At 68.7% G+C, this 24,498-nt stretch carries 27 protein-coding genes; 11 read left to right on the top strand and 16 right to left on the bottom strand.

Translation table 11 applies throughout. The annotated features are described in order from the left end of the window. The first annotated feature begins 311 nt into the window (after window positions 1–311). The gene (locus tag YWW_RS0100385) at window positions 312–905 is read left to right on the top strand and encodes a GNAT family N-acetyltransferase (RefSeq protein WP_051325203.1); all 594 of its coding nucleotides are present in this window, start codon (window positions 312–314) and stop codon (window positions 903–905) included. A gap of 57 nt (window positions 906–962) precedes the next feature. Here YWW_RS0100385 and YWW_RS0100380 read toward each other — a convergent pair whose 3' ends face one another. Further along, entirely contained in the window at window positions 963–1,604 is a 642-nt protein-coding gene (locus YWW_RS0100380; RefSeq protein ID WP_026928530.1) for a dihydrofolate reductase family protein, read from the bottom strand. 80 nt (window positions 1,605–1,684) lie between these two features. On the opposite strand from YWW_RS0100380, the gene YWW_RS0100375 reads away from it, so the two are divergent. Next, complete coding sequence (locus tag YWW_RS0100375) at window positions 1,685–2,191, top strand: winged helix-turn-helix transcriptional regulator (protein ID WP_026928529.1); 507 nt, start codon at window positions 1,685–1,687, stop codon at window positions 2,189–2,191. 115 nt (window positions 2,192–2,306) lie between these two features. On the opposite strand, the gene YWW_RS0100370 is transcribed toward YWW_RS0100375, so the two are convergent. Further along, entirely contained in the window at window positions 2,307–2,669 is a 363-nt protein-coding gene (locus YWW_RS0100370) for a hypothetical protein (RefSeq protein ID WP_026928528.1), read from the bottom strand. Next, on the bottom strand, window positions 2,666–3,496 hold the full coding sequence (locus YWW_RS35600; protein ID WP_026928527.1) for a chromosomal replication initiator protein DnaA: 831 nt from the start codon (window positions 3,494–3,496) through the stop codon (window positions 2,666–2,668). The genes YWW_RS0100370 and YWW_RS35600 overlap by 4 nt, the downstream gene beginning before the upstream one ends. A 334-nt stretch (window positions 3,497–3,830) precedes the next feature. Between YWW_RS35600 and YWW_RS0100360 the strand changes: the two genes are divergently transcribed. After that, window positions 3,831–4,190, top strand: a complete 360-nt coding sequence (locus YWW_RS0100360; RefSeq protein WP_155829752.1) for a hypothetical protein — start codon at window positions 3,831–3,833, stop codon at window positions 4,188–4,190. 746 nt (window positions 4,191–4,936) lie between these two features. On the opposite strand, the gene YWW_RS0100345 is transcribed toward YWW_RS0100360, so the two are convergent. The 7 genes from YWW_RS0100345 to YWW_RS27460 form a co-directional block, all read right to left on the bottom strand. After that, complete coding sequence (locus YWW_RS0100345; RefSeq protein WP_026928525.1) at window positions 4,937–5,404, bottom strand: SUKH-4 family immunity protein; 468 nt, start codon at window positions 5,402–5,404, stop codon at window positions 4,937–4,939. Window positions 5,405–5,413: 9 nt separating this feature from the next. Continuing rightward, complete coding sequence (locus tag YWW_RS27465) at window positions 5,414–5,875, bottom strand: SUKH-4 family immunity protein (protein ID WP_155829750.1); 462 nt, start codon at window positions 5,873–5,875, stop codon at window positions 5,414–5,416. Window positions 5,876–5,961: 86 nt separating this feature from the next. Beyond that, window positions 5,962–6,498, bottom strand: coding sequence for a hypothetical protein (locus YWW_RS0100335; protein ID WP_035698191.1), 537 nt, complete (start codon window positions 6,496–6,498; stop codon window positions 5,962–5,964). A gap of 62 nt (window positions 6,499–6,560) precedes the next feature. After that, a complete protein-coding gene (locus YWW_RS35595) occupies window positions 6,561–7,370 on the bottom strand; it encodes a hypothetical protein (protein ID WP_155829748.1) in 810 nt (269 codons plus the stop codon). Between the two features lie 8 nt (window positions 7,371–7,378). Continuing rightward, a complete protein-coding gene (locus YWW_RS0100325; protein ID WP_026928522.1) occupies window positions 7,379–8,101 on the bottom strand; it encodes a WXG100 family type VII secretion target in 723 nt (240 codons plus the stop codon). A gap of 9 nt (window positions 8,102–8,110) precedes the next feature. Further along, a complete protein-coding gene (locus YWW_RS0100320) occupies window positions 8,111–8,425 on the bottom strand; it encodes a type VII secretion target (RefSeq protein WP_026928521.1) in 315 nt (104 codons plus the stop codon). A gap of 4 nt (window positions 8,426–8,429) precedes the next feature. Beyond that, window positions 8,430–8,807, bottom strand: coding sequence for a YbaB/EbfC family nucleoid-associated protein (locus YWW_RS27460; protein WP_051325201.1), 378 nt, complete (start codon window positions 8,805–8,807; stop codon window positions 8,430–8,432). Window positions 8,808–8,985: 178 nt separating this feature from the next. On the opposite strand from YWW_RS27460, the gene YWW_RS0100310 reads away from it, so the two are divergent. Beyond that, window positions 8,986–9,888: a hypothetical protein gene (locus YWW_RS0100310; RefSeq protein ID WP_026928520.1), complete on the top strand. Its 903-nt coding sequence runs from the start codon at window positions 8,986–8,988 to the stop codon at window positions 9,886–9,888. A 3-nt stretch (window positions 9,889–9,891) separates the two neighbouring features. Here YWW_RS0100310 and YWW_RS0100305 read toward each other — a convergent pair whose 3' ends face one another. The 6 genes from YWW_RS0100305 to YWW_RS0100280 are packed head-to-tail and all read right to left on the bottom strand — an operon-like array spanning window position 9,892 to window position 17,354. Continuing rightward, window positions 9,892–11,025, bottom strand: coding sequence for a M23 family metallopeptidase (locus tag YWW_RS0100305; protein ID WP_026928519.1), 1,134 nt, complete (start codon window positions 11,023–11,025; stop codon window positions 9,892–9,894). Beyond that, window positions 11,022–11,591 carry a hypothetical protein gene (locus YWW_RS0100300; protein ID WP_026928518.1) on the bottom strand — a complete coding sequence of 190 codons (570 nt, stop codon included), beginning with the start codon at window positions 11,589–11,591 and terminating at the stop codon, window positions 11,022–11,024. Before YWW_RS0100300 ends, YWW_RS0100305 begins: the two co-directional genes overlap by 4 nt. Window positions 11,592–11,593: 2 nt before the next feature. Continuing rightward, on the bottom strand, window positions 11,594–13,486 hold the full coding sequence (locus tag YWW_RS27455) for a hypothetical protein (RefSeq protein WP_051325200.1): 1,893 nt from the start codon (window positions 13,484–13,486) through the stop codon (window positions 11,594–11,596). After that, a complete protein-coding gene (locus tag YWW_RS37655) occupies window positions 13,483–16,638 on the bottom strand; it encodes an ATP-binding protein (protein ID WP_081687078.1) in 3,156 nt (1,051 codons plus the stop codon). The genes YWW_RS27455 and YWW_RS37655 overlap by 4 nt, the downstream gene beginning before the upstream one ends. After that, on the bottom strand, window positions 16,635–17,024 hold the full coding sequence (locus YWW_RS0100285) for a hypothetical protein (protein ID WP_026928517.1): 390 nt from the start codon (window positions 17,022–17,024) through the stop codon (window positions 16,635–16,637). Before YWW_RS0100285 ends, YWW_RS37655 begins: the two co-directional genes overlap by 4 nt. A 48-nt stretch (window positions 17,025–17,072) precedes the next feature. Next, window positions 17,073–17,354, bottom strand: coding sequence for a hypothetical protein (locus YWW_RS0100280; protein ID WP_051393149.1), 282 nt, complete (start codon window positions 17,352–17,354; stop codon window positions 17,073–17,075). Window positions 17,355–17,785: 431 nt separating this feature from the next. Here YWW_RS0100280 and YWW_RS0100275 point away from each other — a divergent pair, with 431 nt between their 5' ends. From YWW_RS0100275 to YWW_RS0100245, 7 genes are all read left to right on the top strand, one after another. After that, the gene (locus YWW_RS0100275) at window positions 17,786–18,601 is read left to right on the top strand and encodes a hypothetical protein (RefSeq protein ID WP_026928516.1); all 816 of its coding nucleotides are present in this window, start codon (window positions 17,786–17,788) and stop codon (window positions 18,599–18,601) included. 96 nt (window positions 18,602–18,697) lie between these two features. Further along, entirely contained in the window at window positions 18,698–19,435 is a 738-nt protein-coding gene (locus tag YWW_RS0100270; protein WP_026928515.1) for a hypothetical protein, read from the top strand. Further along, window positions 19,432–19,731 carry a hypothetical protein gene (locus YWW_RS0100265; protein WP_026928514.1) on the top strand — a complete coding sequence of 100 codons (300 nt, stop codon included), beginning with the start codon at window positions 19,432–19,434 and terminating at the stop codon, window positions 19,729–19,731. Before YWW_RS0100270 ends, YWW_RS0100265 begins: the two co-directional genes overlap by 4 nt. Window positions 19,732–19,745: 14 nt before the next feature. Further along, window positions 19,746–20,702, top strand: a complete 957-nt coding sequence (locus YWW_RS0100260) for a PPE domain-containing protein (protein WP_026928513.1) — start codon at window positions 19,746–19,748, stop codon at window positions 20,700–20,702. Continuing rightward, window positions 20,693–22,039 carry a hypothetical protein gene (locus tag YWW_RS0100255; protein WP_211228381.1) on the top strand — a complete coding sequence of 449 codons (1,347 nt, stop codon included), beginning with the start codon at window positions 20,693–20,695 and terminating at the stop codon, window positions 22,037–22,039. Before YWW_RS0100260 ends, YWW_RS0100255 begins: the two co-directional genes overlap by 10 nt. Window positions 22,040–22,135: 96 nt before the next feature. Then, the gene (locus tag YWW_RS0100250; RefSeq protein WP_026928511.1) at window positions 22,136–23,803 is read left to right on the top strand and encodes a hypothetical protein; all 1,668 of its coding nucleotides are present in this window, start codon (window positions 22,136–22,138) and stop codon (window positions 23,801–23,803) included. An 18-nt stretch (window positions 23,804–23,821) separates the two neighbouring features. Beyond that, entirely contained in the window at window positions 23,822–24,166 is a 345-nt protein-coding gene (locus tag YWW_RS0100245; protein ID WP_026928510.1) for a hypothetical protein, read from the top strand. Window positions 24,167–24,498: the final 332 nt, after the last annotated feature.

Genomic DNA, 24,498 nt, shown 5'->3' with positions numbered 1-24,498 from the left:
GCCACGAACGCCGCCCAGCCCACGCGAGTCGGGACATGGGACATCGAGGGAGCAGGGGACATGCGCGGCCTCCGGGTTCATCGCGGGTGAACCACCGACAGCGCCGCCAGGACCCCTCCCGGCCGACTTGTCGATGCGGCTCCGTCAGCAGGACCCGGTCGGCCGCCCTCGCCGATGCCGCACGGTGAGCCCTGGAGAAGCGGACGCGCTTGCGGTCGCCTGGTCATTGGATCTCGCTGACATGAAACGCGACTGACAGCCAGGGCACCGGCCCCTATCCTGAACGTCAGCCGACGAGCGGGAAGGAACCCATGCCTTTCACGATGACGGACGAGAACGTCCCCGAGGGCCTGACGACCGACGACTTCATCCTCCGGCCGATCACGGCCGCCGACGCCGAGCCGGACTACGCGGCCGTCATGGAGAGCAGGGAGTACCTGCGCGGGTGGGAACAGACGGGCTGGCCCGCGGACGACTTCACCGTCGAGGCCAATCGCGAGGACTTGGAGATGCTCGAGCGGCGGCACGCCGAGCGCCGAGCCTTCACCTACACGGTGATGGACCCGGCCGAGACGGAGTGTCTCGGCTGCGTCTACTTCATGCCGACCGACGCGCGCTCGTTCGCCGGCGCCCGCATCACTCCGGTCGGCGACCGTCGATGGGAGGACTACGAAGCGGCGGTCTACTTCTGGGTTCGCAGATCACGGCTGGAAACGGCGACCGATCGCGCGCTGCTCGACGTGCTTCGGACCTGGCCGGCGAAGGACTGGAGCCTGAGGGGCCATCTCATCGTCACCAGTGAACTGTTCACCCAACAGGTCGGCATGATCGAACGCGCCGGTCTCCAACTGCGTTTCACGGTCGAGGAGCCTGACAAGCCGGGCCGGTACCTCGCCTACGAGTAGAGCGACCGGCCGCCCCGGCCCGGGCGGGCTCGGTGTCGCTCTCAGATGGGTGGCGGTTCAGCGCGAGAAGGTGACGTGGATGGTGCCGCTCTCGGCGGTCTCGCTGGTCACCGTGTAGCCGCGCTCGAGTTCGCGCAGCTCGGCCCACAGGTTCTCGCCGCGGCCGAGCAGGATCGGCGCGATCCCGACGTGGAGCCGGTCGACCAGGCCCGCCGCCAGGTAGGACCGCACGGTCCGCACGCCGCCGCCGATGCGCACGTCGAGATCGCCCGCGGCTTCCCTGGCGCGTTCGAGGGCCTCCTCGGCGGAGGTCCGGACGAAGTGGAAGGTGGTGCCGCCCTCCATCTCCAGTGACGGCCGCTCCTCGTGGGTGAGCACGAAGACCGGGAACCCGAACGGCGGGTTCGACCCCCACCAGCCCTGCCAGTCGGGGTCGCCGGGGTGGGCGTGGAGCCCGAACATGCCCGCGCCCATGATCTCGGCGCCGACGCCTTCGAAGTAGGCGGCGGCGTACTGCTCGTCGACTCCGGTGGTGCCCTTGCCGGTCTGACCGAAGACGCGCTCCTGCATGGTCCGCGTCGCGGCGTAGGCCGCGACGAGACGGTTCCAGTCCTGGCCGATCGGGTCCTCGGGGGTCTGATCGGTGGTCGAGGCGTAGCCGTCGAGGGAGATGTTGAGATCGACTCGTACCTGGCCCATTGCTTCTCCTTCAAAGTGATTGTAAAATGCAATCACTACCGTAAGCGGTGGTGTCCGGCGGTGTCAAGGAGGGGTCGGAGATGACTCGAGGAGCGGCCTCGGAGCCGAGGTCCGGGTGCGCGATCAACGCGGCCGTGGAGGCCCTCGGCGACCACTGGTCGTTCCTGGTGCTGCGCGACATGGTCTTCGGCGACCGCCGCTACTTCCGCGAGCTGCTCACCGGCTCGATCGAGGGCATCGCGTCCAACATCCTCAGCGACCGGCTGAAGAAGCTCGTCGCCGCGGGCATCCTCACCAAGGAGGACGCCGTGCGCGGCCAGCGCGCCCGCTACAGCCTCACCGAGGCGGGCATCCAGACCCTCCCGATCCTGTTCGCGCTCGGCAACTGGGGCCTGGACTGGCGCGAGGGCACCCCTGAGCTGCGCACCCGCCAGGAACTCATGCGCGCCGAGGGGCCCGCGTTCATCGCCGAGCTGATGGACGAACTGCGCGTGCGCCACCTCGGAGCCCCGCCCGTCGACCGCGACGGCCCCGGCCCTCTGGAGCGGCTCGAAGCGGCATACCGAGCAGCCGCGCCCAGCGACTGACGCGGCAGAGACGCTTTGAAAGCGGTGGAGCCGCTCGGTCGACTGGACTGGAGGTGGCGGACGGGACTGCGCACGGCCCCGCCCGCCATCGCGCCGGAAGGCGAGCGGTCGGACTTCAGCGCTCGCAGTGCCGTTGGTGCGCAGCCCAGGCGCGGGTGGCGGCGGCGATGACCGCGGCCGTGTTCGCGGCGGCCCAGTCCATGTGGATCGGGGTGGACACGCGCAGTTCGGGGCGGTCGCCGTCGAGGCCGATGACCGAGCCGAGGACGGCCGGGTCGGTGTCGGCGAAGGTGACGCGCAGGCGCGGCTGGCCGAGCGGCGCGGAGAACCGGGCCCGGCGGCCGCCGATGCGCTCGACGGCCAGGACCGGCAGCCCGTTCGGATCGGTGTCCGGTTCGTCGACGAGCAGGGGGAGCACGGCGAGCGCGGCGAGGTAGCGGCGGCGCACCTGGCGCGGGACGCGGCGGAAGCGGCTCACAGGACGCTCCCGCTCAGCGGGTGGAGCCGGTCGAAGCGCCGTTCCCATTGCAGGAGATAAGGCGAGGCATGGTTTCCCGACGGTGCGGGCCGGTTGCGAGGAACGGCGCGAAGGCTCACGGCGGACTCCTCACCCGGGGACGTGGGCGGTTGCGCCTCGGGGCCTTTGACGAGCGCGACGATCCAGCGCAGGAACCGCAGGACGGCGGCGATGAACGGTCCGCCTTCGGCGGTGCCGCCGGTGCGGTGGTGGGCGGCGGCGAGGGGCGCGGAGTCGACCAGCCAGCGGCCCCAGGCCTCCTCGCGCAGGTTCGAGAACCGGAAGGGCTCCTCCTCGGTGCGGTGGCGGCGGTGCGGCGAGGGCCGGTCGGCCTCGGTGCGGGATGGAGTGGCTTCGACCTGGTCGTGTTCGTCGGTCTCCCACGGCGGGACGGGGTCGGGGAGTTCGTCGCGGCGATGGCGGCCGGTGCGGCGGTCCTGACGCCAGCCGGGCGTGCCGTAGGGGCCGGGGTCGTCGGGGTCTGCGGGCTTGCCGCCGATCTCCCAGGTGTCGCCGGGCTGGTGCCGCAGGTGGGGCGGCTCGTAGCGAGGCGATGCGGGGTCGGAGTCGGGTGCTTCGAGGTCGCACAGGTCGGGGCGGGTCTGGTACCGATACGCACCGGGCGTGCCCGGATCGGGTGAGCCGTCGACCAGGAACAGGCGGCGGCCCGCCCAGTCGTAGAAGCCGCCCGCCTGCTCGATCAGGCCGGGGTTGTCGGGATGCGGGTACGAGTGCGAGTTTCGCTCTACCGGCTCGGGCCGATTCTGGCGTACGCTGACAGAGACCATGGAGGGTTTCCTTCCAAGGTTTGTGTGAGGCGGGCCGCCGATCTGTTTGGCGATGGACGGGCGGCCCGCCGGGCCATATTCGGTTGTGCGCACGTTCCGCGCGCATCAAAAAGCGTTACACACCAACGCGACGGATTCCAAGCAGCAACACGCCGACGGCGCAAAAGCGTCTAGAGCGCTAGATCACTTACTGACCATGTATGTTTGAGCGCCAACGGTTTCGAAGCATGGCGGGATCCCTGTCGCGCTTGTCCCGAAACGGTCGGTGGCGGATCGCCGATAATGTGTCCCCGTGGCAGGAGACGAGCGAGGCCAGGCGCCGAGGCGTATGGGGGTGGCGCTCGCCGCCTCGTTCGGAGTCTCGGTAGCGCAGGTGCTGACGATCGTTCTGGTGTACGTGCTCTGGTGGTCGGTGGTCGAGGTTCCCCCGGAACCCCAGAGCGACTGGGAGATAGTCAAATCCCTGCTGGTCTGCCTGCTTACAGCTCACGCGGTCGCGATGATCGTCGGTCCAGCCCTTGCCCTGCTGCTGCGCCTAAGACTCGCCATGCTGTACGCCTTGGCGCCGGTGGCGGCACTGGGATCGCTGGTGGCCTGCGGCTTTCCGAGCTGGAACGCGATATCCGTGCTCGCATTCGCGCTCGGCACCGCCTGGAACTTCGTCGTCGTCGCCCTGGCCGACAGGCGCGCATGACAGGGCAGCGATGGCCAGCAGCCCGATACGACACCAGGTCGAACCGGGCCGGATTGCAACGAGCTCAATATTGTTCGTAAGTGTGGAAGTCTCGCTCGGCGTACACATCCAGATACTCCGAGGGGATGTCACCGCGAAGAAGGCCGAGCAGGAAGCCGACAGTCGTGGTATCGAAGATCTCCCAGACATGGTCCTGTGCCTGCTCCAACGCGATCGACCATCGAGACGACGGCTGAGCCTTGTCGACGATCCAGTACAGATGCTCCGAGTCGGAGTGTTTCGCCCGGTTCTGTCAGATATCTAGCTCTGGTGCACTTTCGGCAGCAGCGTCTTGTAGCGCCAGAGGCACTCTACAGTATTGCAGGTGGGGAGCCCTGTCCCTCGCAACCCTGGATTGACCGGCCATGTCTTCTTGGGGGCTACGAGCACCTGCCAACCCTGAATTGCGGCAATGTGCAGTACCGTCGCTACGGCCCTCGGGTGCCATCGAAAGTGCACCAGAGCCAAGGTTCTGACACTCCCCATGAACGTTGCCGGGAAACCCTCAGTGAGCTCATCAGGGTTATTCATATTGATGATATTCAATCTTGATTTTCGATCGAGCCTAGTCGATGTTTATGTTCTGTTTCTTGTTGCCTGTTGAGCTTGAGGGCGAGTACGGCCTTGCCGATCTGGTCGAGGAACTTCGGGTAGCAGCGAAGCAGCGGCGGTTCAAAGGGGACGGTTTGGTACTGTGAGGCCGAGTCTCAACCCAAGCGGCTGAACACGAGTGGCCACCAGGCACCCTCTTCGAAAGCGGTGTCGTCGATCGCCTTCAGCGTGTACCGCATTCCGGTGTTCAACACGGTGCTGATGTCTTCGGTGCCTGCGGACTCCAGTGCCCACGAGATCCGGTTGAGGCAGGCGATGAACATCCGGTAGCTCGAGTTCACGCCGCGGACGTCAACCGTCGACGGATCGAACTGCAGCACCTCTCCGGTACCCGGATCGATCACATAGAGCAGGCTCGGCGACTGCTCCACGGCGCCGACGACGATCAATTTCACTTCCAGGTCGGAGCTCTCGGTACTGAGTCGGATGGTGTCGAAGGCGTTGAGGTTTCCGGAGATCTCGGTCGTGTAGAGCATGGGAACCCGGTCGGGCACTTCGGCCTCTTCGGGAAGCCGCTCTGCGGCGAGGCCGGCCGCGATCCACTGCTCTCGTGGGAATCTCATCGGCTCCCCTTACCTCGCGCGGCCTTCGAGCTGCATGAACGCTACGGACCACCAGGACTCGGGGTCGGCGAAGGCCCCCGAGTCGATCTGGGTGAGCTTGGAGCGAAGCGTGACCGCGCGTTGCGCCCGTCCGGCGAGACCGGAGTCCTGACTCACGAACAGCGCGAAGTGGTACAGGAATTCGGTGAGAGCCCGGAAACTGGAGTTCACCGGTTCCAGTGTTCCCTTGTTGACGTCAAGCATCAGAATCCGCCCTGTTGCGGTGTCGAGGCAGAACAAGGTCGAGTCGGGATCATTCGGAACCGCGCCGATGACTACCAGCTTCAACGAACCTTGCGAACCCAGCTCCAGAACGATGTCGTCATAGAGCTTGAACCGGCCGTCCAGATACGAGGTGAACACCACTGACATATCGATCGGTATGAAATCAACGTCAGGATAGGAGTTCGCCGGGGCGGTGAACTCACTCATCCACCTGTCACGCGGGAACCGGATCACATTCTCTGAACCCCATGCCCGCCTGTACACTTCGTGATCCTGCACAATACCCCCAAACGTTAATCGGCCATGCCGATTTCTCGCAGATACCGGTACCAGGGATCTTCCTCCCACCAGGGGGACGCCTGCTCGGACTTCGGTCCGCGGATCTCAGGGTAACGTGACCCCAGAGCCACTGTCGCGATCAGCTCGGGAAGGTCCTCACACTCGATCAGTATCCCGGTGTCCCAGTCGTAATCGAAGTAGCTGTAGCAGTAGATCATGACACGACCGGAAGCGGTGTCGAGCAGGACGGCGTCCTCGCCGACATCGCCGATCTGCATCCTGTCGACGTCGTCGATCGGCTCTCCTTCGAAATCCACGGCTATCTGGTCGTAGAAGCCGCTTTCACGGCGGATGGTGATGTCGCCGAACCTCGCGCCGTTCGCGAGTTTCAGGAACACTGCAACCCCTTCGGGGTGGTCGCCGGAGATCTCAACCGGATCCGGCAGCCACAAGCGTGAAGCGTTGTATCGATCGGCGTACTCCGCTTGCCATCGCCGATCCATCTCGGCCACCGCGCCCTCGGCTCGGAGTCTGGAGATCTTCGTGTTCATCTCACTGATGCTGCTCACTATGTCGTCCCTTCCTGGTCACTGAGGCCATTGTGCAACACGCATCATGATGGAGGACTGTACACTCCGGGAACTATGTCTATTTTGACTGGTTCGCCATATTCTGCTTCCAGGCCCTTCAATTTCCGCAACTGTGAGTAGATCTGACCCCCCATGCCGTGGTTCGTCGTCGAATCGATTCCCCACATGTTGTCCTTCTCGTCTGGGCCGCCCAACTGCAAGTCCTGGGCGTGGTCAATCTGCTGGCTGTCGAGCTCGGCGATCCTCGTGTTGTACTCCTCCTGGTCTTTCGAGGTCCAGAAGATCTCCCTTTCCATCTCATCCCGCCAGGTACTCGTGTTGCTACTGCGCTTCGGCGCCTTGGAATACGTCAGTTCACCGTCTTCGCCCAGCTTCTGGAGGTGCTGTGACTTGGCGTCGAAGTCGCCCTGGTCCCATCCTTCATGCATCCGAAGGTGGATGTGCCAGACGCCGTCCCTGTCCTGGTAGGGCTTCGGCAAGTCCTTGCCGTAGCCACTGGTGTGGTCGACCTCCGGCTTCTCTCTGTCGGGATCATGGACAATCGTGTTGCCGTCCTCGGTGGTGCGGGTGTTGTCCTCTGGTATCGGCCTGTGTGCTGCCGGGCGCCCCGGGCCTTTGGCACTTGTCGTCAGATCTTCCTGCTGGGTTGAGACCGGAGCGTCGGAGTTGGCGTGTGTACGGCCCGGTCGTCCTCCTCCGTCGGCGTCATTGTTGGGGGTGTCGGTCGTTCTGCTGGTGTTGGTCGTGCGAGGCCGTTGGTGCAGACCGGCCAGGACCAGGACCGCGCTCAGGGTGAGGAATCTTTTGAAGAAACCGCTGCGTCGTTTTGCCATGGCGGAACCTAGATGTCGAGGAGAGCGCGGAGGTTGGTGATGGAGTCGATCAGGCCCATGAGGATCCCGAAGATCCTGCCGGTCCATTTCACGACCGCGGCGGCGAGCTGGCTCGCGACGAGCGGTGTGGCGAGGCCGAGGCTGAAGACGACCTCGGCGAGCCAGACGACGACCTTCGCGATGCAGTCGGCGATGAAGCCGCGCACGAACTCCCGGACCGCCGTCACCAGACCGCCCGCGCCTCGGGTGGCCGAGGCCATGCCGAGCGCCGTTCCGCCTGAGCCGTACGCGACATCGATGTTGACGCTGAGCATGGACCGGTAGGCGTCGGCGGCCTGGCCCTGCCAGCCGTCGAGGTCGCTCTCGAGGAGGGATTGGAGTTCGTCACCGATGGCGAACAGCTCGTTCGCCATGTTGTCCCATGTGATCGCATGGGTTTCGACGGTCTCCGGATCTCCGGTGAGCCAGTCGAGTGCTTCCTTCAACGGCTCGACCTGTTCCATGGCCCATTCGATGCCCATCGCGAGGAGGGAGCTGAAGGGATCGATCGCCACCGAGGCAACGTTCAGGCCCAGGCCTATGCCAGCTACGGCTCCGCTGATCCAGTCGCCCGATTCGATGGCCTGCGAGATGCCCTTGTAGTCGTCGGCGAAGGCGAAGCCGGTCCAGCCGTCGCGTGCCTGCTCGGGAGGAATGTCGCTCGCATCGGCGATCAGCGTGTTGTCGCTCATGGTCGGCTCCTAGATCTCACCGGCATGAGCGTTGAACTCGGAGGCGGACTCTGAATCGGCGCTCTCGTAGCCGTCGGCACCGGACTCCACCTCTTCGGCGAGCGCTTCGATGTTGAAAGCGAGCTCGTCGACCAGCTCGTCTTGGGCCACATGCCGGCCTTCGAGGATCGGCGGCAACCATTGACACAGTTGCCCGTACGCCTCGTCGGCCTGGAAGATGTGACCGCTGGCCTCTTTGACCGCTGCGAAGCGCTCATGCACCGAACGGAGGTTGGAGGCGTGCGTCCGGAGTCCTTCGGCGTCTACCTGCAATCGGTCCGACATCGCGCTACCGTCCCTCGTCGTCGGTCTTGAAACCGGCCATGAGCGCCTTGCCAGTCGCGGACTCCGATCCGACCGTGTCGCTCACGACCTCGGCCGCTGCTTCAGCGAGTTTCTTCCGGGCGTTGCGGTAAGCGCCGAGCACCGCTGTCTGGGTGTATTCCGGTGCCTGCCTTTGGATCCGCGACGAGAGACGGATGTCGACCAACGCGCCACTGGAATCGACCGTCACCTCGGCGATCCCGTTGTCGTCACCGGCCGTGATTCTCAAGGCTTGCAGGCCCTCGCTGGCCGCCTGGGTCTCGGCGGCGCGTTGCTCCGCCTTGGCCTTCCAGGCTTCGAGGCGCTCCCTGGCGCCCTCCACGTCCATGAGCGGGTTGTCCATTGACTCCTCCCGATATGCGTGTTGGTGTCGAGTGCCGTAATGGACACTGTACTGTTTCGTAACAAGTTGGGGAGTACGCGAATCCGGTCGCGAGTTGCTGGTGATGCAAGTGGGGCAAGGGGTTTCGATCTGGTCGGGAACAGGTTCCGTCGCTGTGTTGTGCCGGTAGGCTGATGGTGTGGGCAAGGGCACGAATCGCGCGTACAAGGTCGTCCCGGTCGAGGACGAGCCGGACTTCGGCGACCCGCCGAGGCACTGGGGCCGTGTGGCCTCGATGGCCGGTCTCTGGGCCGTGGTCCTGCTCGGCGGTGCCTGGATCGCCCCCGGCTTCGCCTCCGGCGGCGGCGAAGAGGAGACCGACCCCCGCGATCAGCCCGCGACCGATGAGGTCAACGCCGCCTCGCGATATCTGCGCTTCGGCAGTGACGGCGATACGGAGCGCGCGGAGGAGGTCCTCTGCGACGATGCCGATCCGGAGGTGACGGCGGGCGAACTGGTCGAACTCCGCGCCTCATATGAGGAGGAGCTCGGAAGCTACCCCGAGACCGAGGTCAGTACCGACCTGCCGACAATCACGGCGGAAGGCGTCGATATCGGTGCGACTGTCTCCTACATCGCGGGCAATTCCTTTCGTGAAGAACAGTTCACGATATCGGTTCGCGCGGAAGGCGACAACTACTGCGTGAGTCAGGTGGTCCGCCACGAATCCGAAGAAGAAGAGGACGAGACCGGGGCGGCGGTGGACCCGCAGGAGCTGGCCGCCAAATACCTGAGCGCCATATTCGTGATCCGCGATCTCGAGGCCGCCTCGGACTACCAATGCGCCGAATACGAGGGGCCGGGCCCAGAGGAATTGGACGGCGCCTTGGCCGAATGGGAAACGCTCTTCGGAGAGGCGACCGCGATCCAGAGTTTCGACGGCGACCCCGCCCCCTCCGGCACGCAGACGGGCGTGCCGATGAGCGTCGAGCTCAGCGCCACGCAGGCGACCGAATCGTTCTCCTTCGAGGTGACGGTGGAGGGCGACTGCGTATCCGCTCTCGCCGGAGGCGAAGCACTGCTGGATCCCTCTGCGGACTAGCCGCTACTCGAGCGGGGCACCTACGTTGGCCATGAACGCGACAGGATCCACCGCGCCGTTCGAGGAGCGGTCGCCGTTCAAGTGCACCTCATAGTGCAGGTGCGGGCCTGACGACCGCCCCGAGGAGCCCACGTAGCCCAGAATCTGGCCCGCCTGCACCACGTCGCCTTCCTTGACCATCGGCTGGGAACCGAAGTGGCAGTACCGAGTCAGGTAATCGCCCGCATGCAGGATGTTGACGTACCAGCCGCATCCCGCGGTCTGCGGCGACCCGTCCACGTCGCACGAGGCCGGGCTGCCGTCCGGCGCGAACGCATTGCACTCCGCGGTGATCACCGTTCCGCTCGACGCCGCGACCACAGGGGCTCCCCTCGGCGCTCCGATGTCGACGCCTTGGTGAGACGGCCGTTCCTGCGTCCTGAACCCCGACCAGATCGGGCCCTCGACCGGGATCATCCACCCGGCGGCCGACAGCTCGCCGGGGGCGGTGCATTCTCCGAGGTTGACGTTCACAGCCGATGCCCTGCCACCGCCGCTGGTCAGCGCGTTCACGATCTCGGTCGCGTCCGGCTCGTGCTTCGCATAGGCGAAGGGGTACGCGGATATCTGCACGCTTTGAGCGGCCTCGGTCAGCGCCATGCTCTCCCATCCGTCGATGGTGGCGAGCTTCTCGTAGAACTTCGTCGCCGCGTAGACCGGATCCTGAATCTGCTCCGGCGTCCCCCAGCCGGAGGACGGCCGCTGCTGGAAGAGGCCCAACGAGTCGTGGTCGTTCCGGTCGCCGAGGTGGCCGTGATTCGTCAGGCTGGACTCCTGCATGGCCGTGGCCACCGCGATGATCCACGCCCGCACCGGCATCTCCAGTTCCTGGCCGACCGCGATGATGACCGCCGCGTTGTAGATCTGATCCTCGTTGTACCCGTCGATCGACGGCAGTTCCGCGTCCGGGTCGACCGGGGTGTCGTTGCCGCAGCCGGCCGCGAGCAGCTGGCCGCCGAGGTCGTCGTCGCCCGACTGGTCCACCAGCAGCTGGACCACCATGCCGACCGCCCCGAGGCAGCACACCGAGACCAGTGCGATGCCCCAGATCCACCGCCGCAGCCAGCTCGCGCGCTTCGGCTCGTCGAGTGTCGTCATGCCGGCTCCCAATCGATGGCCGACACCAGCCATCCCTGATCGGCCCAGTCGTTGCTGCCCTCGATCATGGGAAGGACCAAGGTGCCGGTGTCCATTGGAATGCGAACCTCCCCGCCGTCGATCTCGGCCGCACCGGTGATCTCGGCGGCGGGAACCGATGCGGGGTCCACGCCGCGCATGAGCTCGGCGGCCTCCTCGGTCATGTACGGCTGCATCCCTTGGAACCAGGTGTTGGAGCTCTTGCCCGCCGTGTCGATCCACGCCTCGGCGAAGCCCAGGGCCTTGTCCGCGGCCTCGTCGGGGAGTTCGACGTCCTCATAGGGGTCATGGAGCGGCGAGTCGCCCTCTTCGCATTCCTCTCCCTCGCATTCGGGGGCGGTGACGCCGTCGTCGACCGTGAGCTCCTCCGATGGGGAGTCGGACGAGGCGGAGTCGCCTTCGGAATCACCCGAGCTCAGCGGGAAGTCCTCCCGCCCCTGGGACAGGGCGATCGCGCCGACGACCAGGAGCAGGATGATCACGACGATGCCGTAACGGGAGAAGACGATCCGCAGCGCCGCGCGCATGGCTAGTCCCTCCTAGGCGGTGTGTAGACGCCTCCGCTGGAGGTTCCGCTGCTGCTCGTGGTGGTCGTCGTGGAGCCGCTGCCCGGTGTTCGCTGGCCCGGCTGCTGCTCGGGCGGTGCGGTGCGGCCCTCGGTGCGCTCCTGCTGTTTCCCTTGACTGCCTTCGGATCTCGACTCGGGTCGGGTCTCGCCCTGACGGATGGTCTCCCGGCGCCGTTCGATCTCGGTCTCCTTGCGCTTGTCGACCGTGCGTCCGAAGAGCACGTCGGTCGGCCCTCCGGCGCCCTGGAAGCTGGCGAGCCGACGGAACGGGCGCAAGAGCAGCCACGCCGCCACACCGACCAGGCCGATGAGCATGACCTGCATCCAGCTCGGCAGATTCGCCCCGAGTATTCGATCGGCCGCGAACAGGTAGATCACCGCGGCGATCGCGAAGACGATGACGTTGATGACCGCCGCGAGAACGATGTTGACCAGGCGTTTGAACGGCCCGCCAGCAGGCCGGAGGATCGCGATCGTGCCGATGATCGGCAGCGCGATGACCGCGAAGCGGACGATCATGAAACCGAGGATGATCAGGACCGATGCGGTGAGGTCGAACAGCGAGAAGAACAGTGCCGTCAGGAGGGAGAGGAGGCCGGAGCCGGTCCGCTCCCAGGCGCGGCCGCCCGTGAGATGTTCGTAAGACTCGGGGTCCTCCTGCTGGATCAGTGTGGCCAGTTTGCGCCAGTTCTCCTGCTTCTCCTCGATGATGTCGGCGCGCTCACCGGTCGACTGCTCGGCCTGCTCGATCTCGGCCCAGGACATCGCCTGCGCCGCATAGAGCGCAGGCCCGTACTTGTAAGCGGTGTTGGACTCGCGGACCTCCGGATTGCCCTCGTCGTCCTCGGCGACCTCGCCGTCCTCCTGCTGGTAGGTGACCTCTTCGCTCTGGCCGAGCATGGCGCGCAGCCAGTTCTGGTAGAGCACGTCGCCGGTCGACATGTCCGAGGCCTTGACCGCCGCGCTCCGCGTGTCGATGCATTCGGCGTCCGGGTTGGCCCTGCGGGCCTCCTCGTATTCCCTGTTGCTCAGGCCCGGCATGCTGATGCAGCCCTCGGCCGCCTCGTCCTGGATGAGCCCCTGGCTCAGGTTCAAACCGGCCGACATGCCCTGGTCGGCCCAGCTCGCCGCCTGGACGGGCCAGCGCGCCACCGCCGTCACCAGCACCAGGATCAGCACCGCCCACGCCGTCGTGGTCACCGCGTTGTTCATGTCGGCCTGGCGGCTGCGCCACAGCAGGTACAGGCCCACGACGCCGACCGTCACCGCGCCGAAGATCGTGAAGACCTGGCTGTAGACCGCCTCGCTGCCGGTCTCCATGAACTCGTTCGACCAGCCCCACAGCCGCTGCGGGTCCCACGCGGCCTGACGCATCGAGTTCGAGGCGCCGATGATGGCCGTCGAGGTGTTGAACTCCATGTTCGCCAGCGCGTTCGCCGTGTCGGCCCCGTCGGGCAGGCTCAGCGAGTCGATGCACTGCCCGCCGACGCTCGCCTCCTTCGAGGCGTACATGGGCAGCTGGTACCCGGCGTAGCCGTACCGCGAGTACTGGCCGATGCCCTCGCCCTGGTCCGGGAGGCTCGGCTCGGCGAACCAGCCGGCCATGCCCGAGTCGGGGCTCGACGGCGTCGGCGCCTCGGCGCACTCGGCCTCGGGCACCTCGGCGACCTCGTCGAGGCACTGCTCCCACTCGTAGTGCCACTCCCAGTCCGAGCAGCCGCTCGAGTCCTGCGCCCCCGCCGTGCCCGGCGTGAGGACGAGCGCGCCGCACGCCGCCACCAGGACGAGGAGGAACCTGGTCAGGCGGCCCGCGAAGGCGCGGCCGCGCGGGGCGGCGGGGGAGGGGTCGGTCACTGCTTGTCCTCCCCGGGGGTGGTGTTCAGGTAGTCGAGCAGGCCGCGCACCCAGCCGAAGTCGGCCCTGATGCGCTGCACGCGGCCGTCGACGTCGCGCATCACGAACTCGCGGTAGGGCAGCCGTCTCGTCTCCGCCGCGTCCACTTCGCTCAGCGACGCGAGCACGCCCTCGTATCCGACGCCGGTCGGCACGCGCAGCAGCTTGAGCGCCTCGGAGGCGACGTCCGCGTCCTCGGCGATGCGGCCGACGAAGACGGTGCTGACCAGGTTCTGGACGTCGAGCCCGAGGATGTCCTTGGGGTTCTGGCTGGCGACGAGCGCCGCCAGGTTCCACTTGCGGGAGTCGCGCGCCAGGCGCACCAGGAAGCTGCGCCCGGACTTCCAGCCCTCCATGAAGTGGGCCTCGTCGAGGCCGACGAGCTTGCGGCGGTTCATGTCGCCGCCGTAGGCGCGGCGGACGGCGAGGCGGTGGGCCGTGTGCAGCATCGGCAGGGCCAAGGCCTCCTCGGCGCTCCAGTACTCGCGCTCGATGCCCAGGTCGGGCAGCCGCAGCCCGGACATGGTGATGACGGTCAGCGCCGTGTCGTCCTCGAGCACGCCCTTGTCCGGGGTGCCGAAGAACAGCTTGGCGAGGGGCATCTCGGCGGTGTCGAGCAGGAGCGCCGCGAGTTCGGCGCCGTCGCCGGTGACGTGGTCCTCGGCGTCCTGGAGGCTCTCGACGATGTCCTCGAGCGCGGTGGACTCCTCCGCGGGGACGTGGCGGGCCGCGTGGCGCAGCAGCCGCGCCGTCGCCGCTTCGCGCTGCACCTGCGGCGGCAGGAGCATCGCGCAGATGTCCTGGACGAGCATCCGGCGTTCGGAGCGGGCGTTGGAGACGGCGATGTCGTACTCGCGCTGCCCTTCGGGCGAGTCGTCGTAGTGCTCGCGCCGCGGCGAGGGGATCAGCGCGTACGGCGCGAGCGTCCCGTACTCCGAGCCGGTCAGGTTCAGCACGCGCGAATGCGGCTTGAGCTCGGGCATCTCGCACAGCTTGGCCAGCGGCCCCGACGGGTCGAGCAGCGTCACCTGGACGCCGCGCCGCGCCGCCAGATAGCCGAGGGCGCCCATGAGCGTGGACTTGCCGCCGCCGGGCTCGGCGACGAAGACGCTCAGGCCGCTTCGCTCGCGGACCTCGGTGGCGAAGTGCAGGTCGAGGAAGACCGGCCTGCGGCAGGTGCCGGCGGTGCGCCCGATCAGGTCGCCGCGCCGGTCGCCCACCGTGGACGCCGCCTGCGGCAGCGCGGCGGCGAAGAGCTTGACCGGCATGCGCCGGACGTACCCGGTCGAGGCGACGGGCTCGCCGGGGATGAACTCGCGAGCCAGCCAGTCCTGGTTCTTCGGGTGCTGGAGGCTGATCCGCATCTCGCGCTGGTACATCTGCATCAGCGTGCGGGCCCGCTCCAGGCACTCCTCCTTCGTGTCGGCGGTGACGGCGATCCGGTGCCAGCCGTGGGCGCGCGCGGCGTCGATCGGCAGGCCGGTGGTCATCTCGTCGCCGACGTTCAGCGCTCGCTCGGCGAGGCGCTGGAGCTCGGGCGGGGCGTCCATGGCGTGCTCGTCGTAGTCGCGCTGCTGGCTGCGGATGAGCCGCAGCCGGTGGTCGAGGTCCCGGAACGCCTCGCCGGGGCCGAGGATGTCGACGCGGCTGGAGATCTCCAGGGGCCACGGGCACCGCTCGTGGAAGTGCAGCCACGGCTCGTGGCGCTGGGGGATCTCGAGCTCCTCCATGCGCCCGACGGTGAGGACCGCGGTGTGCTTCTCCTCGCCGGTGAGCCGGTTGACGAGCTTGACGGTGGAGCCGTACGGGCTGCGGTAGCGCTCGATGGACTCCGACAGCGCCAGGACGTCCCCCGGCTCCCACTCGCCGCTCGAGCCCGACAGCAGCCGCGGCGGCTCCATGCCCAGGGCGACGGACCGGTAGACCAGCCATTCGAGCTCGGGGGTCGTCGCCCGGCGGGCCCGCACCCCGAAGGAGCCGAGGACCTCGTCGAACTGGAAGCTGCGCTTCTCGATGCGCTCGCGCTCGGAGAGCCTGGTGCCGCGCCCGAACATGCGGCCGACGCGTTCGCCCAGGTTGTCGAACATGGAGCGGCGCGCGAAGGTGATGCCCAGGTACGTCTCGCCCTCGGCGTGCGACAGCGAGTGCAGGTGGCGCTGCGCGGCCACGAGGTGCTCGGCCCAGCTGGTGCCGCCGGGGACGGTGCGCAGCGGGTGGGCGGTGTTCTGGTCGACCGCGCGCGCCCACTGGTCGGCCGGGAACGGCTTGGTGGTGCGGCGCAGGTGGACTCGCATCCCGGCCAGGCCCGCGAACTGCTCGGCGATGGCGGTGATGAGGGCCTCGCGCTCCAGGTCGGGCCGGAAGGACCAGCGCACGCCCGGCAGCGCGTACCAGGCGGTGACGGTGGTGGGCGTGAACGTGGCGTGCCCGGCGATCTCGGTCAGCGACAGCTCGCGGAGCGGCTGGCGCTCCTTGTCCTTCTTGACCGGTTTGGGGACGCGGCCGGGCTTGTCGGCGGTCGGTTTGACGACGGCCTCGGCGCTGGCCTGCTTGATGGGGACGAGTTCCTGCGAGGGCGCGCGCCGTCCGCCCGAATGGCCCGTTTCGCGTCCTCGGGGCTGACCTGTGGAAATGCCACCGCGCCGCTGGTCAGCGGCCTGTGGATAACTCGGGTCGCTCTGTGGATAACCCGCCGCTTGCTGTGGATGACGCTGTGGATTCCCGCTGGTCGGAGCCTGTGGGTAACGCTGTGGACGACCCTGTGGATAACTCGGCGGTTCCTGTGGATAACCCTGTGGAGAAGTTGTGGACGGAGGGGCGGTCGGCGCAGGTGGCGGCGCGTGTCGGGCGGTCTCGGACGGCGGGGTCGGCGCGGCGCTCGGGGCCTGGCGGGCGTTCGGAGGCGTGGGCTGCCGGGCGGGCTCGGGCCGGGCGGGCTCGCGAGCGGGCTCCGCCCTCCGGTGCTCTTTGACGGGCTCCGCCCGGAACACGGCGTCGGCCAGGGCCGTGGCGTCGTCGTCGAGGTCGCCCGGGCGCTCGCGGTCGCGCACCTGGGCGGGCGGGCGGGGGGCGGAGAACTTGGCGACGGGCTGTCGGCGATCCTCGCCGCTCATAGGCGCTCCTCTGCTCGGGCGGTCTCCACGAGTGTGGGACGGAGCCTGATCGATCGGGTCGAGTACGCCGGAATCCGCTTCTCGGCGCCCGCGTCCCGGGTGTGCTTCCAGTCGGTCAGCAGCGTGCGGATCACCGTCGCGGCGGGGCGGTCGGCGTCGACGTACCGGAAGATCAGCGAGGTGGCCACGAGGGCGAGGGAGATCTCGATGGAGGGGAACAGCTCGACGTCGCCGGTGGCGAGCCAGTGGATGAACATGAACAGCGCCAGCAGCGCGGCGAAGGCGCCGTACTGCGCGTACGGGAGGTGGACGGGGAGGGTGTAGCCGGGCGGGCCGAGGTAGAGCAGCCGGGCACGATAGATGTCGTCGTCAGTGCGCAAGCGCATGGGAGTCCTCCATCCGGGCTGGCTCGGTTGCGGTGCTTGGGGAGCGGGCTACTCGCCTTCGCTGAAGAGGACGTCGACCAGACCGCCGCCGACGGCCACCAGGACGACCGCTCCCGCGATGAACGCGATGCCGAGGATGGCGATGGTCGAGGACGTCAGCACGCGGCTGACCTCGCCCTTGTTCGCTCGGGCGATGAAGATGAGGCCGAGGATCGCGAGCAGGATCGGAGCGATCCGGCTGAGGAAGAAGCTGATGATGCCCTGCGTGTTGATCTCGGCGTCTTGCGCCTGGACCTGCGCAGCCACTGTCCAGAGTGTCTCTCGTATCATCGTCAATCCCATCCCATCACACGGGTCACACAGACCTCATGTTTTACAAAATTCCCTCATGTATCTTGTCTCCCAACCCTTCGCGGGGTCTGCGTTCATCATATGCCGGGCCCCTGACTGAGCGCACCATCGTCGGCTCGATGCGCGACCTCGGCGCCCGACACTGACAAGTGAACCCCGATAGGCCAACCGTTTCAATGCTCCGCCTCCGGTCACGCCGTGTCGGTAATCCGACACTAAACTGGGACCGCTCGGTGTCCTACGCTCGGTACCGACGCGAAACAGCAGAATAGACCCCGCAATCCGGTCACGGCGACGCTCGAAGCCGTGACTTTGCGTCGCCGCCGTCGACGCGACGCCTACACTGCGTCACGACCGAACACAACGACGACAGCGCACTGACAGTCACGCCGAGGCACGGAGCAACCACCATGGACAACCTCGATGACATCGCCGGACGGCTCACCGTCGCAGGCGTAGCCTTCGCCGTCGCCGGCCTCGCCCTGGCCGCGATCGCCGCGGTGGCCCTGGGGAACGTGCGGGCCGCGGAGAAGTGGCCCTCGGCGCCCCGCCCGCGCGTCGGCCGTCCCGCCGCCCTGACCGGCGCCCTGCTCGGCCTCGTCGTCTTCGCCCTCGCCGCCGCACTGTTCTCCTTGGCGCGCATCGGCACCGGCCTCGACCCGAACCTGCGGGTCCTGCTCGCCGTCGGCGTCGACCTGCTCGCCCTCGCCGCCGGCGTCGTCGGCGTCAACGCCGTCGCGGGGAAAGTGGAGATGCGCGCGCTCATCGCCGTGCCCGATCAGCCGACGGCGCCGCCGCCGATCCCGGTCTCGGGCGACCCCACCCGCTACCAGATGCCCGACGTCGCCGAAGTCCCCGTCGACCCGAACGGCGCCCTGCACACGCCGGGTCCCAGGCGCCCCGAGACGCCCTTCGCCCCGGACACCGCCGCCACCGGCAACCTGCCCGCCGCCCCCCGCACCGGCGTCCCGACCATCCCCACCGACACCCGGCCCGGCTGGGTCTTCCAGGACCGCGGGACCGGCGCCTACTACGCGGCCGTCGCGCAGAGCCGCGGCGGCATCAGCCTCCTCGCCCTCGACGACTTCACCGTCGCCCGGACCGCCTCGCTGGTCGGCCCCCTCGAACTCGTCGGCTCGGTCGAGGCCACCGTCTGGCCGCTCGAGAACGGCGATCCCGCCCACGACGCCGCGGGCGGGGCCGGCGAGGGCGACACCGCCGACTGAAGGCGCCCGGGCCCGCCCGCGCCCGCGGTCCGCACAGGGGCGGCGCAACCTTGTTCCGTTATGGTCGGGTGGTCATCTTCACCGAAATGAGCGACCATGGCGACCAGCTCAGAGAGCGTCTTCACGGACCTCGACGAATACGTGACACTGCGGTCGGCCGACGGCGTCGTCACCGTCGAGGTCTCGGCCGCCGGATTTCGCCAACCCCCCGGTGAGATCGCCAGACTCATCACCGAACTCGCCAAGGAGCTGCCGCGCCCCGGCGCCGAGGACGACGCGGCCCTCGCCTCCGGCATCGACGCGCTCGACCAGCTCCAGCAGGCCGCCTCGACGGGCGGCTACGAGGGCTTCACCGCGATCATGCGCCAGCGGCTCGGCATCGAAGACCCCATCGCACCCCTGGGACCCGACCCCGAATTCGACCGCGCCATCGCCGGGCGGCTCGACGGGATCCTCACCACCATGCGCGGCGCGGCGGACGCCCGCGGGGGCCCGCCGCCCGAGATCCTCACCGCCGAGGCCGCCAGCGACGAAGGCGACCTCGCCGTCACCTCCAGCTCCGAGCGGGTCGTCGCCGCGGTGCGGATCGAACCCCACGCCCGCCGCCGCGGCGTCGAAGGGCTCGGCGAGGCACTGACCTCGCTCCTCGCCCGCGCCCGCGAGCGGCTGCGCGAACTCGGCGAGGAACGGGCGCGCCGGGACCGCCCCGACGTTGCCGAGCAGATGGACAATGCGCCCCAGGACGCCGAGCGGGCGGGACGCTCCACCGCCGCCGCGCTCGACCGCATAGCCCAGTTCAACGAAACCATCCAACGAAAGGCAGGAGGCCGATGAGCAGAGTCTTCGAGCCCGAGTTCGTGCGGCGGCTCGGCGCGAACATCGACGCCAAGGTGGTCCCGATCCTGGAGGAGACCAACGCGCTCCTCCCGGAGCTGACCAACATCGACCGCAACCTGTACACCACCGTCACACTGCCGATGGCCGCCTCCTACTCCGTGGCGACCTCGACCTTGACGGAGTCTCTGGCCGGGGCCGCGCAGTGCTTCCGCGACATGCGCGAGGCACTCGAAGGCTCGGCCAAGGACATGGAAGACACCGACGACGCCTGCGCGAAGGCGTTCGGCAACTGACAGGAGGACCGCACATGTCCACCGGGCAGAGCCTCATGGACGCGGGCGACAAGATGTCGCCCGTCTACAGCGGCGTCATCAAGAGCTGCGCGGTCGCGATCGCCCCGCCCGCGATCGTCTTCGGCCTCTCCGTGCAGAGCATCGCGACCAGCATCTACATGAACCAGTGCAACCCCGGTGACATCATGAAGGCCGGAGGGGCCTGGGTCGCGCTCGCCGAGAAGAACAACGAGGCGGCCGAGGCGCTCCAGGCCGAGATCGACACGGTCGACGACGGGAACTGGTGCGGCGACGACGCGAACGCCTTCAAAGAGGCCGCGGGCAACATCAAGTCCCAGCTCCAGGAGCTGGCCGTCGCCGCGTTCCTCATGGGCTCGCAGCTCATCGCCTTCGCCGTGATGCTCACCGTCTACTGGGTCTTCCTGACCGCCTGCACCGCGGTGATGGTCACCTTCCTGACGGCCTACCTCGCCGCCCTGTCCGGCGTGGTCTCCGCCCCCGGCGCGCCCGCCATCAGGACCAGCGCCCTGGCGGTGGCGACGTCGCTGGTCGCGTCCCTGAAGAGCTTCGAAGCGGTCCTCCGGTCCATCTCGACGGGCTGCGCGGCGCTCACCGGCCTGATCACCGTGGTCACCTTCGGCTTCCAGAAGTCCCAGGGCAACCCCGTCAGCCCCGTCGACATCGCCGCCGCCGGGCTCACCAACATGCTCCAGGGACTGGCCGTCTACGGACTCAACGCGCTGCTGATGACGCCCGGCGGCAGGCACGCCACCACGAACCCGGCGATACACGCCGTCCAAGGCGGCTCGGCGCTCGCCCCGGTCTACCAGAACGAGGACGACGGCTGGAAAGGCCTCTACGAGCAGGGCAGCGGCGGCCCCGGCCTCGGAGGGCTCGACAGCGCGTTCAACTGGATGGACGAGCAGCTCCCCGACCGGTTCTCCAACCCCGAAGACGTGCGATGGCAATGATCGGTTCCGCGAGCCCCCGCTTCGGCCCCCCGCTCCCCGGCTGGCAGATCGCCCCCATCGGGGGGCGCCGGGCCCCCGGCGGAAACGCCGGCACCCTGGACCTGCGCGTCGGCCACTGCGCCGGCGTCGAGACGAGGAGCATCGCCGAGGCCGCCGAGATCATCGAACGCCGCGAACGCGCGGGCGACCCCGTCGCCGCCAAAGGCGACCTCAGATCGAGTCTGGTGCCCCTCGTCCTGATCGACGGCCGCCCCGCCGCCACCGGATGGGGCCATATCGCCATCCCCCTCCCCGCGGGACGCCACCTCCTCGAAGTGCAGAGCCAGCACTCCCGGGCCTGGCGGGCCGTCGACATCGCGGCCGGGAAGACCGTGAAGCTCGACTACATCGGGATGCTCGGCGACCGGCACCGCTCCTACGCCGAAGGCGCCGTCTCCGGCCGGGCGGCCGAGCTCAGCGGCCACGCCCTCGGACCGCGCGGACGGCTCCACTACCGGCAGTACCTCCCCGCCAACGCGCGAAGCCGCCGCAGCTTCGCGGTCTTCCTGCTCGCCCTGTTCGCCGCCGCGCCGGTCACGTGGCTGACCGCGCTCACCGGCGCGAGCGCCTCGGTCGTCTTCCCGATCGCGCTGGCGCTCCCGCTGCTCGGCCTGGCGTTCTGGGGCGCGCGGATCCTGTGGACCTACCTGCGGTACAACCGGATCGGACCGGCCCTGCCGCTCAGCACCGCCGCGTTCGCGCCCGCCGGACTGGCCGCGCCGATCGTCCTCGCCGCCGACGGCCCGCCGCCCCCGCCGCACCCCGGCGCGGCGGCCGTGCTCATCGACGCCCGCTTCCTCAAAGCCGACCTGAGCTCCGGCGAGCTGGCGCGGCAGCTGCCGCCGGGGCAGGCGCGCATCAACGGCGTCCAGCGCAAAGCCCTCGACCGCGTCGGCGAGCTCGTGCCGATCCGGCACCGGTCCGCCGTCCCGCCGCCCGAGATCTGGCTCGACGGCGTCCGCGTCGCCGCCTCGTGGACCCGCATGTGGATCGAGGCGACCCCGGGACGCCACCGCGTCAGCGTCCGCACCCCCGGCGCGCCGCTCCCGGTCCCGTCCGGGCAGGCGCCGCCGCAGACCGGCGTCCTCGAGATCGAGGCGGCCGAAGGCCGCACCACCGCGCTCGACCTCACCGTCACCGTCAAAGCCGTCCCCGACGCGAGCGAACCGCTGCTGCACCACTGGGACTGCCGCATCGCGCGGTTCGCGCCCGAGATCGAGCCGCCGCCCGCGGCCGCACCGCAGGCCGAGGCCGGGCGCGGCGCGACCGGCCGGTGGTGGGCCCGCACCGGCCGCTGAGCCTCCTCCACGGGCGCGTCGGCGCCACGGCGGGGATGGTGCGGTGTTGCTACGGTTGATGTGAGACGGCCCCCACTCCCTGAGGTGAGCGCGCATATGAGTGACAAGCAGCCCGACGAGTACGAAGGTCTCGTGCCCGCCGCGCCTTCCGCCGGCGCGCCCGCGTTCGGCGACGTCGCCCCCGCATCGGCCTCCGGCGGCCGGACCGCTCCGCCCCCGCCCCCGCCGCAGAACGCCGAAGCGCTCCCCGCCGAGGTCGACAGCCTGCCGGACTTCCAGAAGCAGCCCGACCAGGACGAGACCAGGCCCTCGGACGGTCCCGTCACCCTCCCCGGCGAGTTGCCCGACGGGTGCCTCCCGGTGCAGCGCCCCGGCTGCTCCAACGCCGACTGTGCCATTCCCACCGAGCACCCCGCCGAGATCGCCTGGCAGCAGCTGGTCTCCGCCGTGCCAGTCGAGGACCAGCTCTACCGGCTGCGCCCGCGCGTCGAGGGCATGTCCTACCCCACCGAGGAGGACTTCCGGTCCGCGGTGGCCGCGGTGCGGCCCGAGCACGCCGACGAGCACTCCATCGCGCGGCTGCGCACCGCCTGGACCGACGAGGTCGCCGGGAAGCTCGCCGACTGGTCCGAGCGCATCCGGTCGGGCCTGACCGAGCTGTCCGAAGGCTGGACGGGCACCGACTTCGAGGCCTTCGAAGGGGTGTGCACCGAGACCCGCGAACTCGTCGACGCCATCATCGAGGACGTCGACGCCACCGTCGCCCAGCTCCAGTCGACCGAGGAGAGCATCTACACCCTCCAGGGCGGCGACTCCGGCGAGATCCCCTACCCCGCGCCGCAGTTCTGGATCGACGGCGAGTGGCACAGCTGGGTGTCCGTCCACATCAGGCCCGCGTGGTGGCACGGCGACTGCATCCAGTACACCTGCCAGGACGCCGAGCACGTCATGTCCCTGGCCGGCGCCGACCCCGAGGTCGCCACCGAGATCATCGACTTCATCGACGAGAAGGTCGAGCACTACATCGACTACTACGAGAGCCCGGTCAACATCGAACGCGACGGGCTCGACCCCAAGGGCATCACGCTCGAGGAGGCCAAGGAGCTGGCCGTCGCCGACGCCGTGGAGACCTACGGGGGCGTCGTCGAGCAGAACTGGACCGACTACGGCGCGCGCCATGCCACCGTCGACGAGGACATCAACCAGCGCAGCGCCGACAACGACAGCGAGCAGCAGTCGATGCGCACCGTCGCCAGCGACAAGGACTACCCGGCCGTCGCCGACAGCAAGTACATGAACCTCGAACCGCCGTCGATGGAGCAGCCGACCGGCAGGAGCGAGCCCGAGGCGACCCAGGACCCGTCGCTGGAGCCGCCCGTCGGCGGCGAGGCGCCGCCGCCGGCCCCGCCCGGCGAGGACGACGGCGAGACGAAGGGCGGCCTCGCCAGCGGCGGAGCCTCTGGTGGCGGCGGCCTCGGCGGCGGATCGTTCGGCGGCGCGGGGGCCGGTGCCCCCGGCGCCACGGCGACGACCGGCGGCGCGAGCCCGGGCGGCGCGGCCGTCGGCGCCGCGGCGGCCGGAGGCATGGCCGCGGGCGCCGCCACCGCCGCGGGCGCGAGCAGGGGCGCCATGGGCGGCATGATGGGCGGCATGGGCGGCGGCGGGATGGCCATGAACGACCAGGAACGCGAAGCCGACGTCGACCTGGTAGAAGACGAGAACATGTGGGGCTTCGTCAACGAAGACGAAGACCCCTACGCCTAGCAGGAGGAGGAGCACACGATGGTGTCGCCGCGGAACCGCACGTTCGACCCGGCCGCGCTCGAGCGCTACCAGCAGTTCCTGCGCGAGCTGCTCGACGAGCTCGAGGACGAGGTCATCCCGTCGCTGCGCGACGGCAACCTGAACAAGGCCCCCGCGTTCGGCACGGCTCCCGGCGCCTACGAGAACGCGGCCCAGCAGTACGCCGATTTCCACGCCACCACCTGGCGCAACCTCCAGTACCTGCGCGGAACGCTGCACGGCATGATCACCGGCCTCCAGACCGCCATCGAGAACGGCGGCGCCGTCGACGACTGGGTGGCCCTGCACATGCCGAAGCTGCCCGAGGACGAGATCTACACCTAGCAGGCCCGTACGGGGTGGCGAATGCGCCGCCGTGCCCGGATTCAGGCCTCTGACGACCCTCGCCCCCAAGCCCTGTGGACATCGTCGAGCTCTCGCTCAGGAACCCGCCGTGACCTGCGCTTTCAGTGCTCATCGAGGAGCGACCCTTCAGGCCCGCACAGCTTGCAAGCCCCTGCTAACCTGAATTTGGATTAACACCCACGACCCGCCATTCCCCCCGGAGGACCTCATGGTTGAGCGCGAGTTCGGCATCGAACCCTTCGCGATGCCCCGTGGCGTCTTTCCGCGTTGCCGGAGACTTGTCTGCATCCGGGGCACATACCGTTCGCACC

This window comes from Glycomyces tenuis DSM 44171 (genome assembly GCF_000427885.1).
Taxonomy (GTDB): Bacteria; Actinomycetota; Actinomycetes; order Mycobacteriales; family Micromonosporaceae; genus Glycomyces; species Glycomyces tenuis.
Note: the sequence above shows the minus strand (reverse complement) of the source record. Positions and strands in the feature narration are given on the sequence as shown.